This is a genomic window from Nonomuraea sp. NPDC048916 (genome assembly GCF_040649575.1).
Classification (GTDB): Bacteria; Actinomycetota; Actinomycetes; order Streptosporangiales; family Streptosporangiaceae; genus Nonomuraea.
In genome coordinates this window covers 194432-211179 of the sequence record NZ_JBEZFS010000002.1, presented here as the reverse complement: position 1 = coordinate 211179, position 16748 = coordinate 194432, and the positions used below count along the sequence as shown (strand labels likewise).

Annotated in this window: 14 protein-coding genes; 8 read left to right on the top strand and 6 right to left on the bottom strand. The window is 70.7% G+C overall.

The features are described from left to right. Position 1: 1 nt before the first annotated feature. Complete coding sequence (gene glgX / locus AB0C16_RS02590; protein WP_357678089.1) at positions 2 to 2125, bottom strand: glycogen debranching protein GlgX; 2124 nt, start codon at positions 2123 to 2125, stop codon at positions 2 to 4. Between the two features lie 33 nt (positions 2126 to 2158). Beyond that, positions 2159 to 2584: an OsmC family peroxiredoxin gene (locus tag AB0C16_RS02585; RefSeq protein ID WP_357678087.1), complete on the bottom strand. Its 426-nt coding sequence runs from the start codon at positions 2582 to 2584 to the stop codon at positions 2159 to 2161. 156 nt (positions 2585 to 2740) lie between these two features. On the opposite strand from AB0C16_RS02585, the gene AB0C16_RS02580 reads away from it, so the two are divergent. Beyond that, on the top strand, positions 2741 to 3292 hold the full coding sequence (locus tag AB0C16_RS02580; protein ID WP_357678085.1) for a sigma-70 family RNA polymerase sigma factor: 552 nt from the start codon (positions 2741 to 2743) through the stop codon (positions 3290 to 3292). Further along, a complete protein-coding gene (locus tag AB0C16_RS02575; RefSeq protein ID WP_357678231.1) occupies positions 3292 to 4236 on the top strand; it encodes a maleylpyruvate isomerase family mycothiol-dependent enzyme in 945 nt (314 codons plus the stop codon). The genes AB0C16_RS02580 and AB0C16_RS02575 overlap by 1 nt, the downstream gene beginning before the upstream one ends. Before the next feature lie 469 nt (positions 4237 to 4705). On the opposite strand, the gene pgeF is transcribed toward AB0C16_RS02575, so the two are convergent. After that, complete coding sequence (gene pgeF / locus AB0C16_RS02570) at positions 4706 to 5413, bottom strand: peptidoglycan editing factor PgeF (protein WP_357678083.1); 708 nt, start codon at positions 5411 to 5413, stop codon at positions 4706 to 4708. Between the two features lie 160 nt (positions 5414 to 5573). Between pgeF and AB0C16_RS02565 the strand changes: the two genes are divergently transcribed. After that, positions 5574 to 6506, top strand: coding sequence for an HNH endonuclease (locus AB0C16_RS02565; protein WP_357678081.1), 933 nt, complete (start codon positions 5574 to 5576; stop codon positions 6504 to 6506). A 513-nt stretch (positions 6507 to 7019) separates the two neighbouring features. Next, complete coding sequence (locus AB0C16_RS02560; RefSeq protein ID WP_357678079.1) at positions 7020 to 8423, top strand: hypothetical protein; 1404 nt, start codon at positions 7020 to 7022, stop codon at positions 8421 to 8423. A 421-nt stretch (positions 8424 to 8844) separates the two neighbouring features. Here the strand turns inward: AB0C16_RS02560 and AB0C16_RS02555 are convergent, their stop codons facing one another. Next, entirely contained in the window at positions 8845 to 9834 is a 990-nt protein-coding gene (locus AB0C16_RS02555; protein ID WP_357678078.1) for a hypothetical protein, read from the bottom strand. Positions 9835 to 10240: 406 nt separating this feature from the next. Here AB0C16_RS02555 and AB0C16_RS02550 point away from each other — a divergent pair, with 406 nt between their 5' ends. The 3 genes from AB0C16_RS02550 (at position 10241) to AB0C16_RS02540 (ending at position 13547) form a co-directional block, all read left to right on the top strand. Next, on the top strand, positions 10241 to 10351 hold the full coding sequence (locus AB0C16_RS02550; RefSeq protein WP_357678076.1) for a TipAS antibiotic-recognition domain-containing protein: 111 nt from the start codon (positions 10241 to 10243) through the stop codon (positions 10349 to 10351). A 171-nt stretch (positions 10352 to 10522) separates the two neighbouring features. Continuing rightward, positions 10523 to 11413 carry a tetratricopeptide repeat protein gene (locus tag AB0C16_RS02545; RefSeq protein WP_357678074.1) on the top strand — a complete coding sequence of 297 codons (891 nt, stop codon included), beginning with the start codon at positions 10523 to 10525 and terminating at the stop codon, positions 11411 to 11413. A gap of 70 nt (positions 11414 to 11483) precedes the next feature. Next, on the top strand, positions 11484 to 13547 hold the full coding sequence (locus tag AB0C16_RS02540) for an acyl-CoA dehydrogenase (protein WP_357678073.1): 2064 nt from the start codon (positions 11484 to 11486) through the stop codon (positions 13545 to 13547). 377 nt (positions 13548 to 13924) lie between these two features. Here AB0C16_RS02540 and ligD read toward each other — a convergent pair whose 3' ends face one another. After that, complete coding sequence (ligD, locus tag AB0C16_RS02535) at positions 13925 to 14935, bottom strand: non-homologous end-joining DNA ligase (protein ID WP_357678071.1); 1011 nt, start codon at positions 14933 to 14935, stop codon at positions 13925 to 13927. Between the two features lie 329 nt (positions 14936 to 15264). On the opposite strand from ligD, the gene msrB reads away from it, so the two are divergent. Continuing rightward, the gene (gene msrB / locus AB0C16_RS02530) at positions 15265 to 15666 is read left to right on the top strand and encodes a peptide-methionine (R)-S-oxide reductase MsrB (protein ID WP_357678069.1); all 402 of its coding nucleotides are present in this window, start codon (positions 15265 to 15267) and stop codon (positions 15664 to 15666) included. A 380-nt stretch (positions 15667 to 16046) separates the two neighbouring features. On the opposite strand, the gene hemQ is transcribed toward msrB, so the two are convergent. After that, complete coding sequence (gene hemQ / locus AB0C16_RS02525; protein ID WP_357678067.1) at positions 16047 to 16748, bottom strand: hydrogen peroxide-dependent heme synthase; 702 nt, start codon at positions 16746 to 16748, stop codon at positions 16047 to 16049.

The following is a 16748-nucleotide window of genomic DNA, read 5'->3' as shown; positions in this document are numbered from 1 at the left end:
GTCAGGACGACAGCGGCTGGCGCAGCACCTGGATCGACCGGGAGGTGACGGCGACCAGGGCGCCGGCGGGCCACTGCTCGTCGGGGAAGACCTCGTCACGCGGCGACTCGTCGTTGGTGTCGAGGACGGGCAGCCAGCCCGGGCCGAACTCCTCGCCCGGCAGCGTGAACGTCATGTCCTCGTGGTGGGCGTTGATCAGCAGCAGGAACGAGTCGTCCACGATGCGCTCGCCCCTCGGCCCCGGCTCGGTGATGGCCAGGCCGTTGAGATAGACCATGAGCGACTTGGCGTAGCCGATGTGCCAGTCTCCGGCCGTCATCTCCGTGCCGCCGGGGGTGAGCCAGACCAGGTCGCGCCGTCCGTCGTCGGGATGGCGGCCGTGGAAGAAGCGGCGGCGCTGGAAGACCGGGTGCTCGCGGCGCAGCTTGGACAGCCCGCGGACGAACTCCAGCAGGGCGGACTCGGTGTGCAGGTGTGACCAGTCGATCCAGGCGATCTCGTTGTCCTGGCAGTAGGCGTTGTTGTTGCCTCGCTGGGTGCGGCCGAGCTCGTCGCCGTGGGAGAGCATCGGGACGCCCTGTGACAGGAAGAGCGTGGTCAGGAAGTTGCGGCGCTGGCGGTGGCGGAGCCGGACGATCTCGGGGTCCTCGACGGGCCCCTCGGCGCCGCAGTTCCAGGACCGGTTGTCGTCGGTGCCGTCGCGGTTGTCCTCGCCGTTGGCCAGGTTGTGCTTGCGGTCGTACGACACGAGGTCGGTGAGGGTGAATCCGTCGTGGCAGGTGACGAAGTTGATGGAGGCGACCGGGCGGCGGCCCGAGGAGGCGTAGAGGTCGGCCGAGCCGGTCAGCCGGGAGGCGAACTCGGGCAGGGCGGAGTGGGTGCCCCGCCAGAAATCTCGCACCGTATCTCGGTATTTGCCGTTCCATTCCGTCCACAGGGGCGGGAAGTTCCCGACCTGGTACCCGCCGGGACCCACGTCCCACGGCTCGGCGATCAGCTTGACCTGCGAGATCACCGGATCCTGCTGGATGAGGTCGAAGAACGTGCTCAGCCGGTCGACGTCGTGCAGCTCCCTGGCCAGCGCCGCAGCCAGGTCGAACCGGAACCCGTCGACGTGCATCTCCAGCACCCAGTAGCGCAGGGAGTCCATGATCAGCTGCAGCGCGTGCGGCGAGCGTACGTTGAAGGAGTTGCCGCAGCCGGTGTAGTCGAGGTAGTAGCGCCGGTCGCCGTCGTGCAGCCGGTAGTAGGCCGCGTTGTCGATGCCCCGGAAGCCCAGCGTCGGCCCCATGTGGTCGCCTTCGGCGGTGTGGTTGTAGACCACGTCGAGGATGACCTCGATGCCCGCCTCGTGCAGCGCCCGCACCATGGCCTTGAACTCCAGCACCTGCTCGCCGCGCGTGCCCGAGCTGGAATAGGCGCCGTGCGGGGCCAGGTAGGCCATCGTGTTGTAGCCCCAGTAGTTGCTCAGCCCTCGCGCCACCAGGAAGTGCTCGGGCATGAAGTGGTGCACCGGCATCAGCTCGACGGCCGTCACCCCGAGCGACAGCAGGTGGTCGATGATCGCCGGATGCCCCACCCCCGCGTAGGTGCCGCGCAGCGTCTCGGGCACCGCCGGATGGCGCATGGTGAGCCCGCGCACGTGCGCCTCGTAGATCACGGTCTCGTGGTAGGGCTTGCGCGGCAGCCGGTCGTTGCCCCACTCGAAGAACGGGTTGACGACCACGTTCTTCGGCATGTACTCGGCACTGTCGGCCGTGCTGAGCCGCGACGGATCGGTGAAGTGGTAGGAGAACAGCGCCTCGTTCCAGGTCAGGTCGCCGTCGATGGCCTTGGCGTAGGGATCGAGCAGCAGCTTGGCCGGATTGCACCGGTGTCCGCGCGATGGCTCGTAGGGGCCGTGGACACGGTAGCCGTAGCGCTGCCCCGGCAGGATGCCCGGCAGATAACCATGCCAGACGAACCCGTCGACCTCGGGCAGCTCGACGCGCTCCTCGGAGCCGTCATCGTGGAACAGGCACAGCTCGACCCGCTCGGCGACCTCGGAGAACAGCGAGAAACAGGTGCCCACGCCATCCCAGGTGGCGCCGAGTGGGTAGGGCTCGCCTGGCCAAACTTCGCGCATGTGACCCGATTGTCGCACGCGATCGCGGTCTTGCTACAGAAGTTGGGCGTTGAGAGTGATCGTCGTCCCCGCGAGCGCCTTGCTCACCGGGCAGTTGGCCTTGGCCGTCTCGGCCGCCTGCTGGAACTGCTCGGCCGTGATGCCGGGCACCTGGCCCTGCACGGACAGGACGATGCCGGTGATGCCCTCACCCGGCTGGAAGGTCACGTCGGCGCTGGTGCGCAGCGACTCGGGCGGTGTGCCGGCGCCGGCGAGCCCGTGGGAGAGAGCCATCGAGAAGCACGAGGAGTGGGCGGCGGCGATGAGCTCCTCGGGAGACGTCTTGCCGTTGGCCGCCTCTGATCTGGACGCCCACGAGACCTCGAACGCGCCGACTCCGGAGGTGTCGAGCGACACCGTGCCCGAGCCGTCGAGCAGGGCGCCTTTCCACTGCGTGGTGGCGGTGCGGATGGTCGCCATGGCGAATCCTCCCTCTGTCGTGGACCTTCGACATTACCGCGACGCTGACAAAGTCCCGCGGCCGAGTCATCCGGCTCAACTTTTCCGGCGAATAGTGTCATGCTCGGGTCGCGGCGCACCCGCCGCCTTGGTCCGGATCACGGGAGTGTGGTGCCAGTGGAGGCACCCTACGACGACCGCCTGCTGCACCAGCGGGTGGTCGGCGGCGACGAGGCCGCGCTCGGGGAGATCTACGATCGGCTCTCCTCGTTGATCTTCGGTCTCTCGCTGCGCGTCACCAGGGACCGGGTGATCGCCGAGGACATCACGCAGGAGGTGTTCCTGGTCTTCTGGGAACGGCCGCTGGCCTACGACGCCGAGCGCGGCACGCTGCGGGCGTGGCTGGCCACGATCGCGCACCGCCGCGCGGTCGACCACGTGCGGGCCGAGGAGCGCCGCCGCGTCACCACGCTGGGCCCCCGGCTCTTCGAGCCGGAGCCGGCCAGGCTGGAGGACACCGTGCTCGCCGCAGACGAGGCCAGGCGGGTGCGGCAGGCAGTGACGGCGCTGCCCGACGGCCTGCGGGAGGCGATCGAGCTGGCCTACTACGGCGGCCGTACCTACCGGCAGGTCGGCGAGGAGCTGGGCGTGCCCGAGGGCACGGCCAAGTCGCGGATCAGGCTGGCGCTGCGCCGCCTGGCCGACGCGCTGGCAGAGGAAGAGGTGTGATGGAGCCCGTCGAGCGTCTCTACCTGGACGCGCTGATGGAGGACCCCGCGGTCCCCGGACACTCGCTGCGCCCGCAGCTGCTGGCCGGGGCCAGGGCCCGGCGCAGGCCCGCGGCCCCGACCGCCGCCTGGGCCGAGCCCTACGCAAGCCGCGTGGCCGCCATGGACGCGCTGCTCGCCTCGGCCGTCGACGACGACTGGTCGCGCGTCATCGTGGAGGGCTGGACCCTGCAGGAGCTCGTCGCCCACCTCGCCGCCAAGGACGGGCTGCTCGCGGCCTCCGTCGGCGCCCCCGTCCTGGGCCCGCCCCTCGGCGCCACCGACGCGCTCGGCCGCACCGCGGACGTGCAGGCGTACGAACGGGCCCGCAGCCCCGAGCAGACCAGGCGTGACTGGCGCGCCCAGGCCGACGCCCTCTGCCGCCACCTGGCCGGCCTCGACCCGGCCACGCCCGCGAGCCTCGACGGCGTGGAGACCGCGGTGCGCGACCAGGTCCTCGGGCGGTGCCTGGAGACCTGGGTGCACGCGGACGACGCGGCCCGTACGGCCCGGGTCCGGCTGCCGCACCCGGTGCCCGAGCACATCCACCCGACGGCCGACCTGTGCGCCCGCCTGCTCCCGTGGACCATGCTGCTGTCGGGCCTCGACGGCTCTGGCCGTGCGGTCCTTCTCACGCTCACCGGGCCCGGCGGGGGCGAATGGCACGTTCCGCTGGGCTTGGAGGATCCCTCGGTCCGGGAGCTCGACGCCTTGCCGGGGTCTGACGCTTTGCGAGGGTCTGACGCTTTGAGGGAGGCTGATGTGCACATCACGGCCGACGTGGTGGAGTTCTGCTTCCTGCTGGGCGGGCGTGGGGACCCGGCCTCCTTCCCCGCCGACCTGTCCGGTGATCTGTCCCTGGCCCACGACATCCTTGCCAGCGCCCCGGCTCTCTCCGGGCCGTGACCTTTTCCGGGTCGCGCCTTTGGTGCCGCGACGCCGGGCGTTCCGGTTCAGTGCTCAAGGCTTGGGCCGCGGTGTGGGCGTTCCGGTTCAGTGCTCAGGGCTTGGGCCGCGGAGGCGGGTGGGCGTTCCGGCCGACCGCGATTGCCCGGGGTCTGGTGAATCTTGCCTTCGGCGTTGTCCGGGCGCGGGGGTATCTGGCACGGTCTTGAGTCGGCCGGAACGCCCACCCGCCTCCGCTTCACGCCACCCCGCCGTCCCACTTCGTCGCCGTAGTGCGGGCTGGGGCCCGTCGCCCTTCTTCTCGCCGATGCTGAAGCTCTTCTGTCCGTCCGGTGTCGTCTTCTCGCCGTAGCTGAAGCCCGAGCTTTCCGGCACAGTGCGGGCTGGGCACCGTAGTCCTGGCAAGGGTTGGGTACGGCAGCGGCGGCCTGCAGGGACCCATGCCATATCGCCTCCGGCTGACAGCGCGTCAGGTGAGCCAGATCAGGCCGGCGAACCGGCCGCCCGGTTGTTCGCGGCGGTGGGAGTAGAGCTCCGCCGACTCGATCGTGCAGCGGGCGTCGTGGCGCACGTCCGCGAGGCCCGCCCCGCGCAGCTGGGCCTCGATCCCGGCGCGCAGGTCGAGGGCCGGGGTGCCCCAGGAGGTTGTGGACCAGGTCTCGGGCACCCGCTCGGCCACTCGTTCGCGCAGCTCGGCGGGCACCTCGTAGCATCGGCCGCACGCGCCGGGGCCGATCAGCGCCACCATCCGGGACGGCGCGGCGCCCTTGGCGGCCATGGCCTCGACCAGCGCCGTCGCCACGCCCGCCTCGGTGCCGGGACGGCCGGAGTGGGCGGCGCCGACCATCCGCGCCGCCGGGTCGGCCACCAGGACCGCCGGGCAGTCGGCGCCGAGGGAGGCGAGGGCCAGGCCCGGCACGGTGGTGAAGACGCCGTCGAGGGGCGGCGGGTCGGCGCCGTACGGCTCGCTCACGTACGCGACGTCGGTGCCGTGAACCTGGCGCATGAACACGACGGCCCGCACGCCCAGCTCCGCGGCGACGCCCGCCCGGTTGGCCCGCACGGCCGCCGGGTCGTCGCCGACCAGCCCGCCGAGGTTGCGCGACCCGTAGGGCGGGGCGCTCACTCCCCCACGGCGATCGGTGATGGCGACGTGCACTCCCGGGGCCAGCTGCATGCCCAGATCCTAAGCCGACCTCGAGGTGCCCCTTTGAGCCGGCCGCCCCCGTACAGGCGCTGAACCTCAGGTCCCGGCCGGTTCACGGAGCAGATGAAGCCGAATCCCGGGCGCCCGGAACCACTGGCGCGGAAAGATCGTCCGGGTACACAATCGATCCGTGAAGGCGTACGTCGGCGTAACTGACGGAGACTGGTACCGGTTCCTCGCCACGCGCCCGGCCCTGACCGAGGCCAACTTCTGGCGGCCCTCCGGCAACAGCGAGTTCAAGGCCCTGCGCCCAGGCGAGCCGTTCCTGTTCAAGACCCATCACCCGCACAACCGCGTCGTCGGCGGAGGGTTCTTCGCCCGCTTCGTCAAGCTGCGCGTCTCCGAGGCATGGGAGATCTTCGGCGAGGCGAACGGCGCCGTCACGCTCGACCAGATGCGCGCCCGCGTCGGCCGCTACCGCAGGGAGCCCATCGCCCCGGCGGACGATCCGGTGATCGGCTGCGTGTTACTCCGCGACACCTGTTTCTTCCCGCCAGACGCGGACGCGGGGCCGCCACCAGCGTTCGCGGCCAATATCGTCCAAGGCAAGGGATACGACCTGGCCCGCCATCCGGATGCCCGGTTCTTCCATGACGTGGTCACCCGACTGCTCGGCGGCAACGTGCACATCGACCTTTCCGAACCATGGCACCTTGACGGGCCGGTCTACGGCGATCCCCGGCTGGTCCCCCAGAGACTGGGGCAGCAGGCGTTCCAGGCCGTGGTCATGGACGCCTACGACCGGCGCTGCGCGATCACCGGCGACAAGATCCGGCCCGTGTTGCAGGCCGCGCACATCCGCCCCGTCCACCGTGGGGGCGAGCACCGCCTGGACAACGGGTTGCTGCTCCGCTCCGACGTGCACACCCTGTACGACCGGGGCTACCTGGCCGTCGACCCCGCGTACAGGCTGAGGGTCAGCACGCGGCTGCGGGAGGAGTTCGGCAACGGCCGCCAGTTCTACGAACGCGCGGGACAGGAGATCGCCCTGCCTCGGCAGCGCCTGGACCGTCCGCACCGCGAAGCCCTGGAGTGGCACCTGGACGAGATCTTCCTAACATGAGCGCGGGCAGGAGATCAGTCCGTCCCTTCCAGCGTCCGCAGGGTCTCTCGGTTTTGATCACGTTCGGATCATCCGCGCCGGGATCGTTGTTCGATGTGGCATTGCCTTCCGTGGCCGGCGCTACCGTGCGCGCCCTCAGTTCGGCGGCCATCGCCGAGACCTGCGACTTGGACAGGCTCGACCAGTTCGGTGAGCGAAACACGCGACCGCATGCCCTACGGGCTAAACCTCCCCCACCCCTGCTCACGGCTTCGTGGGCAGCTCACCGGGAAAGCGTGTCCCAGGCGTTCACCAACTGCATCCGCGCCAGGATCGGCCCGCGGTAGTCGACGTCGACGAGCAGCGTCGGCCTCGCGCATGGCCATCCCCGCAATGGCCGTCTCCAGGAGGTCAAGGACGCACTCCGCGGGCCGCCGCGCGGCCCCGGCGCGGATTGGTGATCATGGCGGCGCGGCGGTCGCTAGGCTACTCCGGCCCCCTACACAGAGCTCGGAAGTTCCCCCAATGCGCGTAATGAAGTTCTTCTGGGCGGCAGCGGTGGCGCTGTCGCTGTGGGAACTGCTGGTCGAGCCCCTGTTCACTGAAACGGTGATGGTCACCTGCGGCAGTGCCGGGCCGCTGGACTGGCCGCAGCCCGTTCCGGCGGCTCAGGTGGCCGACTTCCTCGGTGACTGGCTCGCCCGGCTCCAGCCCGTAGTGCTGGCGCTGACCGCGTTCTGGGCGATCCGGTCGCGCCCCCGGGGCGGTCCCAACGCGAGCCGGGGCAGCTCCTTGCTTCCCGCCACGCTGGGACTGGCGGTCGCCCTGCTCCCCGCCGCGCTGGCCGAGGCCGGGGAGCGGCTGTCTCCTGACATGCCCTTCATCTGGCAGGAATGCCTGCACGCGCAGGCGGCGCCGCCGTCCTTCGTGGCGCCGCGCCTGATCCTGGCCTGGCTGCTCTCCCCCGCCACCATGGTCCTGCTGGCCGGGATCGCGGGCGCGGGAATCCGGCCGCGCCTGACCGATCTGCGCGCCGCCGGACTGGCCGTGGCAGCCGTCGTACTGGCCGCGTTCCTGCCCGCCGCGCTGATCGGGCTGCCGGTCAACGCCGACGGCACCCCGCGTTACGCGGTGGCCGGCGTGGGTCGGCCGCACGTGCTCGACCTGGAGTCCGGTGAGCCGGTGAGCCTGCTGCCCCAGGCGACACGCACCTACGTTCAGTACGATCTCATCGTCCGTGACACCGAACCCGGCCACTACGTTGCGGCGCTCACCAGCCTGTCGGGCCGTTACTTCCGCCTCTACCGGCTGTCCATGAGCGACGACGGCCGGATCACGGTCGGCGAGCGGCTCACCCCCACCCTCGAGGGCACGGTCAACGGCCTGGCCGTCTCCACCGAGGGCCGCATCGCCTACGGGCGGATCACGGACGAAGCCAGCTTCGTGGGCACCCTGGAACGCGAATGGCCGGTCAACGGCTATCGTCTCCAGTGGCTGGACGCCCGGATCCTCGCGCTCCCCGATCACAGCGTCCTGGCCGGCGCCCTGGCCACTCTCGACGTGGGCACGGGCGCGACCGGGGAGGTCACCGCCCCTGCCGAGCACGAGTTCACCCGCCCGATCCTGCCCCTGCCCGGCGGGCGGCAACTGCGCGCGCTCGGCTGGCCGACCCGCACGCTCGTCCTGCATGAGGGGACACGGCTGGTCAGGAAGGTCCTGGCGTTGGACTGCGGCCACATCGAATCGCTGGCGCTCGACCCCACCGGCCGCCACGTGCTGGTCGGCGTCGACCGGGAGGCTTCGGAGATGGACCGGTCACCCCTGACCGGACTACCTCCGTGCGGCGGCGCCCCCTCACAACTGCTGCGCCTCGACCTCGAAACCGGTCACACCCAGGTGGTGCCCGGCGAGCAGGGCCCCTTGGTCCAGGCATGGTGACAGCGAGGGCCATCTTGGGTTGCTGACCTCTTCTCGCAGGTCAGAGCGAGATGATCTTTTCTGACACGTGAGGCACGTTGACCGGCCCTCAAGGAAAGCCACCTCGACTGGCGTGTGCAGGTGCGACTGGAGGTCACGCCGAACGTGATCATGGTGCCGCCCACCCGTGCGGCCCGCATGTGCCGGTCGTCGATGACGACCCACGCGTTCTCACCGACCTGCCACAAGCACTCCTTGCCGATGATCTCGTCCGCCGGCCGCCCGAAGAACGCCTCGAACCACTTCTGCGATGTCGCCCGGTCACGCACGCACACGACGCTGTACAGATCCGCCACAACCGCGCCCCTGCACCGGGTTCCATTCCGAATTCCGACACCCTGCGGTCTCGCTGATCACGTCCCGACCCACAGGCCGACGCGCGTCAGTCCGACCCGCCGGAAGATCCGCCGCCCCCATCGCTGGAGGAGCCGCTGTCCCCACTGCTGGACGATCCACCACTGGAGTACCCACCGCCCGAATATCCGCCACTCGAGTACCCACCGCCCGAGTAACCCCCGTATTCCGAGGCCCCATCCCCTGAACCCCCGCTGGCAGAATCGGCGCTCGACGAGGTGTCGGAGAGCCAGTCGTCCAGGTTGCCGGCAGCCGATTCGAGCAAGCCCTCGGCATCGTCGGCCCCGCTCCTGAGGAAAGCTCGCGCCATCGACTTGGAGGTCCTGTCCACCCAGTACACCCACAGCTGGACGGTCGCATCCCCGTGGCGCCGCCGCGTCTCCGCGAGGGCGGCAGGATCCCACTTGACCCGCCTGACCCCAGAACGGCGTAGGTCGCGAAGCCCTGCCGCGAGCTCATACCCGCTCACGGGCCGCGGAGCGTGTGCGGCCGCCCTGGACGGCGACAGGCTCGTGTCCGGAGTCACGTCGTCCCGATAGGCGACCGCGGTGTAAGGGGAGTAGTCCGCCACGCCATACCGCCATACCTGCTGGGCGGCCACCGTCCTGACGACCTCTTCCTGCCTGCGCCTCTCCGCCGCCAGCCTGAGCCTGATCTCCTCCTGGACGGGCTGGTATGCCTTGACCGCCCGCCGGACCCGTGCGGCATAGCGCGAACCGATCCGACCGGCCCGCCACCATCGCCCCCAGGCCATCGCCTTGTCGCGCTCATCCTGCGCCGCGTAGATCTCCATGCAGCACTCATGAAAGGCCGTGAGCCAGGCCACCCGCTCCTCCTCGGTCCCCGGCACCCACTCCGTCAGATCGTCATCATCACCGGGCATGCCGTCCCTGCCCGCGAAGCCGCGGAAGAGAACCAGATCCCCTTTCCCCCTCAACCCCGTCGGCTCCACAACCGTCTCCACTTTGATCCACTCGGTCACGACGACTTCCCCGTCCGGCTGAAGCTCCCTAACCATGATCTTTTAGCCTTTTCCACTTCAATAGCACAAATCGAATCCATCCATCCAGCCACTCCGTCCCGCCCACCACCAGGAGCAATCCACCCCATGGGCCGGACCGCGCTCGCCGGACTGGCCGTGGGACGGCAAGACCCTCGCGCGGCAGCCGCAGGATGCGGCCGGCGTCCCGGGCTCGGCGGCATCGCCTTGGCGATGTTGTCGGATTCACCACCAGCGACCGCTGGGGGAGCGCGACCGGCTGGATGCGGTGGCGACGGCGGGGAATGATCCGGATGGCCGAGCTCAGGGCCGCCGGCACGCCCGTCGACGACCCCGCGGTTTTCGCCGAGCTCGACGCTCATTACCGGCACATGACCCGATTCTGGACGCCGGCCGCAGTGGAGAGTACGCGCACCTGGGCCGGATGCAGGTCGACGACGAGCGGTTCAGGATGAACTACGAGCGGATCGCCGAGGGTCTGGCGGAGTACATGCGCGACGCCATGGCCGCATACGCGCACGCCCGGTTGAGCTGACCCGGTACGAGCGGCGCATCCCGGAAACAGTGGCCCCGCTGTTTCCGGTCGGCGCTCCGTGACCGCGGGGCCTCGCGCGACAGCGGCCCTGCGCAGCCGTACAAGTCGGTGGACGCGGCACACCCGGCAAAGACGGCTATTATCCAGATTTCGTTCCGATAGATTCCCTCCATGAGCGAAGGGATCTTCCAAAGGCAGGACGGCAGGCCCGTCCTGTCCGAGGCGGCCGCCCAGTCCCGGGCCTCCGTCCTGCGCAGCCGCGCCGAGTCGTACATCGGGCTCTCACGGCACGACGCGGCCATCGCCGACCTCACCGAGTCGATCGCGCTGGTGCCGGACAACGCCCGCGCCTGGCGGCTGCGGGGCGAGAGCCACCGCGTCATCGAGCGGTATGAGGCGGCGCTGTCCGACTTCGACGAGGCGCTCCGCCTGGAGCCGGACAGCGCCTACTCCCTCGGCTCGCGCGGCCAGGTGTACGCCTCGCTCGACCGCCTGGAGGAGGCCATGGCCGACTTCGAGCACGCCCTCACCCTGTCGCCCGACTCGCTCTGGATCCTGGAGGCCAGGGCCGACGCCCTCACCGAGCTCGACCGGACGGAGGAGGCGCTGGCCGAGCACGGCAAGATCATCGAGCTGGACGAGGAGCTGGCCTACTCGTGGCTGGCCCGGGGCGACCTCTACCAGCGGCTGCATCTCTACCCGGAGGCCATCGCCGACTACACCAGGGCGCTGGAGCTGGACCCCGCGTACGTGCGCGCGCTCGGCAGGCGCGGCGAGGCCCTGCGCATGATCGACCGCTACGAGGAGGCGCTGGCCGATCTCAACCGGGCCATCGAGCTGGACCCCGACAACGACCGCGCGCTGGGCAGCCGGGGCGCGGTCCTGAGCGAGCTGGGCGACAACGAATCGGCCCTGAGGGATCTGGACCGGGCCATCGAGCTGGACGAGGAGTACGTCTGGGCCTACCGGGTGCGCGGCGAGATCCACCAGGAGCTGGAACGCCACGAGGAGGCGGTGGCCGACTTCACCCGCGCCCTCCAGTTGGAGTTCGGCGACGCGTAGGGGGTCGCGAGCGGGTTTCATCGGTGATGGGCCCTGGAGATCGACCGAATGATGTTCTAGGTTACGTCGCATGGGTATCGGGCTGACCGAGGAACATCTGGCGCTGGCCGCGTCCGTGCGGGGGCTGGCCGAGCGGACCGTCGAGCACGCGGCGCTGGCCGGGCAGGGTGTGCTGGGGCTGCACCTGCCGGAGGAGTGCGGCGGGCAGGGCTACGGGCTGCTGGAGCTGGCCGTGGCGCTGGAGGCGCTGGGCGAGCGCCGGGCTCCGGGCGCCCACCTACCGACCGTGATCGCCTCGGCGGTGCTCGCGCGGGCTCCCGACGCCGAGACGGGCCCGCTGGCCGGGCTCGCGGACGGCTCGCTGACCGCGGCCGTCGCGCTCGGCGACGCGGCGGGGCCCGCCGGGCCGCTCGCGCTGGGCTCGCCCGGCGCCGACCTCTTCCTGGTGCCCGTGGAGGACGGGCGGTGGGCGCTGCTCGACCGGGACGACGTGGCGGCGGAGCCCGTCGAGGGGGTGGACCTGGATCGGGCGCTGTGCTCGGTGACCGTGCGCGACGTGCCCGCCGGGCGGGTGCTCGGCGAGGCCCCGGTACGCGAGGTGGCCGCCGTGCTGCTGGGCGCCGACGCGTGCGGGGTGGCGGCGTGGGCCGTGGCGACGGCCGCCGGCCACGCCAGGGTGCGGGAGCAGTTCGGGCGGCCGATCGGGCAGTTCCAGGGCGTGAAGCACCGGGTGGCCGCCGCGCTGGTGACGCTGGAGCGGGCTCGCGCGGCCGTCTGGGACGCGGCCAGGGCGCTGGACGAGAGCGCGGCCCGTACCGGATCCGGCGGGGGGACGAGCGGTGACGAGGCGCGGCTGGCGGCGGGGGTGGCGGCGGTGCTCGCGCCCGACGCGGCGGTGCGGTGCGCCGCCGACGCGATCCAGGTGCTCGGCGGCATCGGCTACACGTTCGAGCACGACGCGCACCGCTACTATCGCCGCGCGCTGTCCGACCGGATGCTGGCCGGCGATCCTGGCGCCTGGGCCGGGGAGGTGGCCGGGCTCGCCCTCGCCGGGGTGCGGCGGAGCACCGAGCCCGACCTGCCGGAGGAGGCGGCCACGCTCAGGGACACGATCAGGGCGCAGGCCGAGTCGCTGCGCGCCGAGGATCCGGCGGCCAGGCGCGGGCGGTTCGCGCGAGAGGGGTGGATCATGCCGTATCTGCCCGAGCCGTGGGGCAGGGGCGCGTCGCCCCTGGAGCAGGTGATCATCCACCAGGAGTTTCGCGACCTCAAGCGGCCGAACCTGGGCATCGCGGCCTGGGCGGTGCCGTCCATCGTCGCGCACGGCACGCCGGAGCAGCGAGAACGCTTCCTGCCCGGGACGTTCACCGGCGAGATCGTGTGGTGCCAGCTCTTCAGCGAGCCGGGCGCGGGATCGGACCTGGCGGGGCTGTCCACCAGGGCGACCCGCGTGGAGGGCGGCTGGTCGCTGAGCGGCCAGAAGATCTGGACGTCCCTGGCGCAGTACGCCCACTGGGGGATCTGCCTCGCCCGGACCTCTCCCGGGAAGCCGAAGCACGAGGGGATCAGCTACTTCCTGGTGGACATGTCCTCGCCGGGTGTCACCGTCAGGCCGCTGAAGGAGATCAACGGCGAGGAGGTGTTCAACGAGGTCTTCCTGGACGACGTCTTCGTGCCGGACGACCTGGTGGTCGGCGAGGTGGACGGGGGCTGGCGGGTGGCCCGCGACACGCTGTCGCACGAGCGGGTGGCGCTCGGCGACTCGTGGGGGCCGGGATCCCGGCACACCGACATGATCGAGCTCGTCGGGAGGCTGCCCGGGCTGCGGGAGGCGCGGCGGGAGCAGGCCGGACGCCTGTGGGCCGAGGGGCAGGCCCTGTCGGCGCTGGGCCTGCGCGTGACCCTCGCCCAGTTGTCGGGCGCCGACGCGGGCACCGCCTCCAGCGTGCGCAAGCTGCTCGGCATGCGTCACTCGCAGGCCGTCTCGGAGTTCTGCTGGTCGCTGGCGCCCACGGACCGCCACTGGAACCGGATGATCCTCACCACCCGCGCGTTCACGATCGGCGGCGGCACCACCGAGGTGCAGCTGAACATCATCGCCGAGCGGGCGCTCGGCCTGCCGCGTGATCCGTGACCATCCCTGGGATGGCCCCTTGGGATAGTACGGCGCGGCCAGATGGGCGACCGATCGTCAAGTAATGCGACCGAAGTGACATCGGTGAATCACCGGACGATTGCGGAGAGTGAGCTACGAGTAGACGATCTATCTCCGGACAGGGTGGGATTTCTCTCCTCCGGGCAGACAAATCCCACACCGCTTGGCAGATTTCACAACCCGCCCACAACATGGCGTACACCTCTGCGAGTTACGTTCCAGACAGGTGCCCACACGAGAGGAATACGGACGCCGCACGGCCGGACAGCCCGAGTCTCATCCCGGTCGGAGGGGGCCGGCCGTGCAGTCCACCGCCTCGCTCAGCCGCCCTCCTTCGGCCAGCCGCCCTCTTACGGTCAGCCACCCTCTCCTTCGGGACGCGCCTTGCTCGGCTGAACGCGCTTGGGCTCGCCGGGCATCTTCGGATAGTTCGGGGGATACGGCATGTCCCCGCGATCGTCCGCCGCGTACCAGTCGAGCAGCGTCTCGATCGAGTACGCCTCGTCGTCGATGGCGGCGTGGACGTCTCCCAGCTTGGCGAAGCGGGCCGGGACGGTGCGGATGTCGAAGTCGGCCGGGTCGGCGTCTCCGAGCTCCTCCCAGGTGAGCGGGGTGGAGACGGGCGCCGTCGGCCTGGCCCGCACCGAGTAGGCGCTGGCGATCGTGCGGTCGCGGGCGTTCTGGTTGAAGTCGATGAAGACCCGCTCGCCGCGCTCCTCCTTCCACCAGGCCGTCGTCACCAGGTCGGGCGCCCGCTCCTCGACGGCCCTGGCCAGGGCGATGCCCGCGTGCCGTACCTGGACGAAGTCCCAGCGCGGCTCGATCCGGACCGCGATGTGCACGCCGCGGTTGCCCGAGGTCTTCACGAAACCGGTCATGCCCGCCTCGGCGAGCACCTCGCGGGTCAGGGAGGCCGCCCTGCGGGCCGCGTCGAACTCGAGCCCCGGCTGCGGGTCGAGGTCGACGCGCAGCTCGTCGGGGTGCTCGACGTCGGACGCGCGCACCTGCCAGGGGTGGAAGTCGATGGTGCCCAGGTTGGCGCAGTAGGCGATCGCGGCCACCTCGGTGACCCGCAGCGAGTCGGCCTTGCGCCCGCTGGGGAAGGTGACGGTCACGGTCTCCAGCCAGTCGGGATGCCTGGGCGGCATCCGCTTCTGGTAGATGGCATCGGTGTGGATGCCGTCGGGGTGGCGTTTCAGGTTGGTCGGACGGTCTCTCAGCGCTCTCAGCGCGCCGTCGCCGACGCTCACGTAGTACTCGACGAGCTCGCGCTTGGTGACGCCGATCTCCGGAAAGTAGACCTTGTCGGGATTCGTGACCTTGACGGTCCGCTCCCCCACCTCGAGCTCTATGTACGGCGATGCCATGCCCCCGAACCTACCCGGACGGGCACACGAGCGGGTGGGTCCGCCCCGGAGCCCGCCTCGGTGGCGGGACCGAGGGCTCGACGGGACGGACCTTTTAAGATCACCCGCCATCGTCGCCGTTCCGGGCGCTGGCGCGCCACCCGGCCGGCCTCTGATCGCCTGCGGCGCCAGCACGGGCGTGGGCTGTGCCGCCTCGGCGATCCGGCGAATGATCTCACCCTTAACAGGAGGCGATGACACCCCCTTGCTTACAAAGACGCAAATTCGACCCAGAAAGGATGCTTCCCCCTGCGGAGATCTCTTTTTGCCGCATCTCGTACGCTGGATGCATGGACAAGGTCGTCAAAAGCGAGGCCGAGTGGCGGGTTCAGCTCTCGCCCGAGGAATTCCACGTGCTCAGGGAGGCCGGCACCGAGCGGCCCTTCACCGGGGAGTACGTCGACACCAAGACCGAGGGCGTCTATTCCTGCCGCGCGTGCGGGGCCGAGTTGTTCAGGTCGGATTCGAAGTTCGAGTCTCACTGCGGTTGGCCCAGCTTCTTCGAGCCGTCGGAGTCGGAGGCGGTGCGGCTGATCGACGACCGCGGCCATGGGATGGTCCGCACCGAGGTGCGCTGCGCCCGCTGCGACTCCCACCTGGGCCACGTCTTCCACGGCGAGGGATACCCGACCCCCACCGACGACCGCTACTGCATCAACTCGGTCTCGCTGCGTCTCGAATCCGCCGAGTGAGCCGGACGCGGTGACCCGTCCGGTCAGCGCGGCTCCGGGTGGGTCACCCGGCAGTCGGTGTCGGCGGGGCCGAGGATGTTCGCCAGCACCGGGTTGCCGTTCTCGCCGTGCTTCGCCTGGACGAACAGCACGGGCTCCCGCCCCGGCCGGCGAGCCGTCGGCGCCCGCCAGCACCGCGACCCCGCCCGCCAGCGCCAGCGCGCCGGCCGCCCACACGACGTGGGCCCGCCGCGCCCTCGCGCGCCGCCGACCGGCCGCGTGCCTGCCCTGCCGCGTGGCCACATGATCCCCCTGGAACGTGACATCTCACCCCACGGCGATTGTGGCAAAGACGGAAAGATCAGGTCAGCGGGATGCCGGACCCGGCAGGTTACGGCAGGTTACGGCAGGGCCGCGACGAGCTCCTGGACGGGCTTGCGGGCGCCGGTGTAGAAGGGGATCTCGACGCGGGTGTGCTCGCGGGCCTTGGCGCCGCGCAGGTGACGCATCAGGTCGACGATCCGGTGCAGCTCGTCGGCCTCGAAGGCGAGCATCCACTCGAAGTCGTTGAGCGCGAAGCAGGCCACCGTGTTGGCCCGCACGTCGGGGTAGTCGCGGGCCATCTTGCCGTGCTCGGCGAGCAGCGCCCGGCGCTCGGCGTCGTCGAGGAGATACCACTCCAGCGACCGGACGAACGGGTAGACGCTCACGTACGCCCGGGGCTCCTCCTCGGCCAGGAACGCCGGGATGTGCGACTTGTTGAACTCGGCCGGCCGGTGCAGCGCCATCGCCGACCAGACCGGCGCGGTGTGGCGGCCGAGGCCGGTGCGGCGGAAGCGGGAGTAGACGTCCTGCAGGTCCTCGGGCGTGGGAGCGTGCCACCAGAACATGAAGTCGGCGTCGGCCCGGAACCCGGCCACGTCGTAGACGCCGCGGGTCACGACGTCTTTGAGAGCCGCCTGCTCCAGCAGCTCATCGAGCTCCCCGGCGAGCTCGCCCCGGTCGCCGGGGACGGGCTCGGTCACCTTGAAGACGGACCACATCGTGTAGCGGATCACCTGGTTGAGATCGCGGGCCTTCGGCCGCGCAGCGCCCTCTGTCAT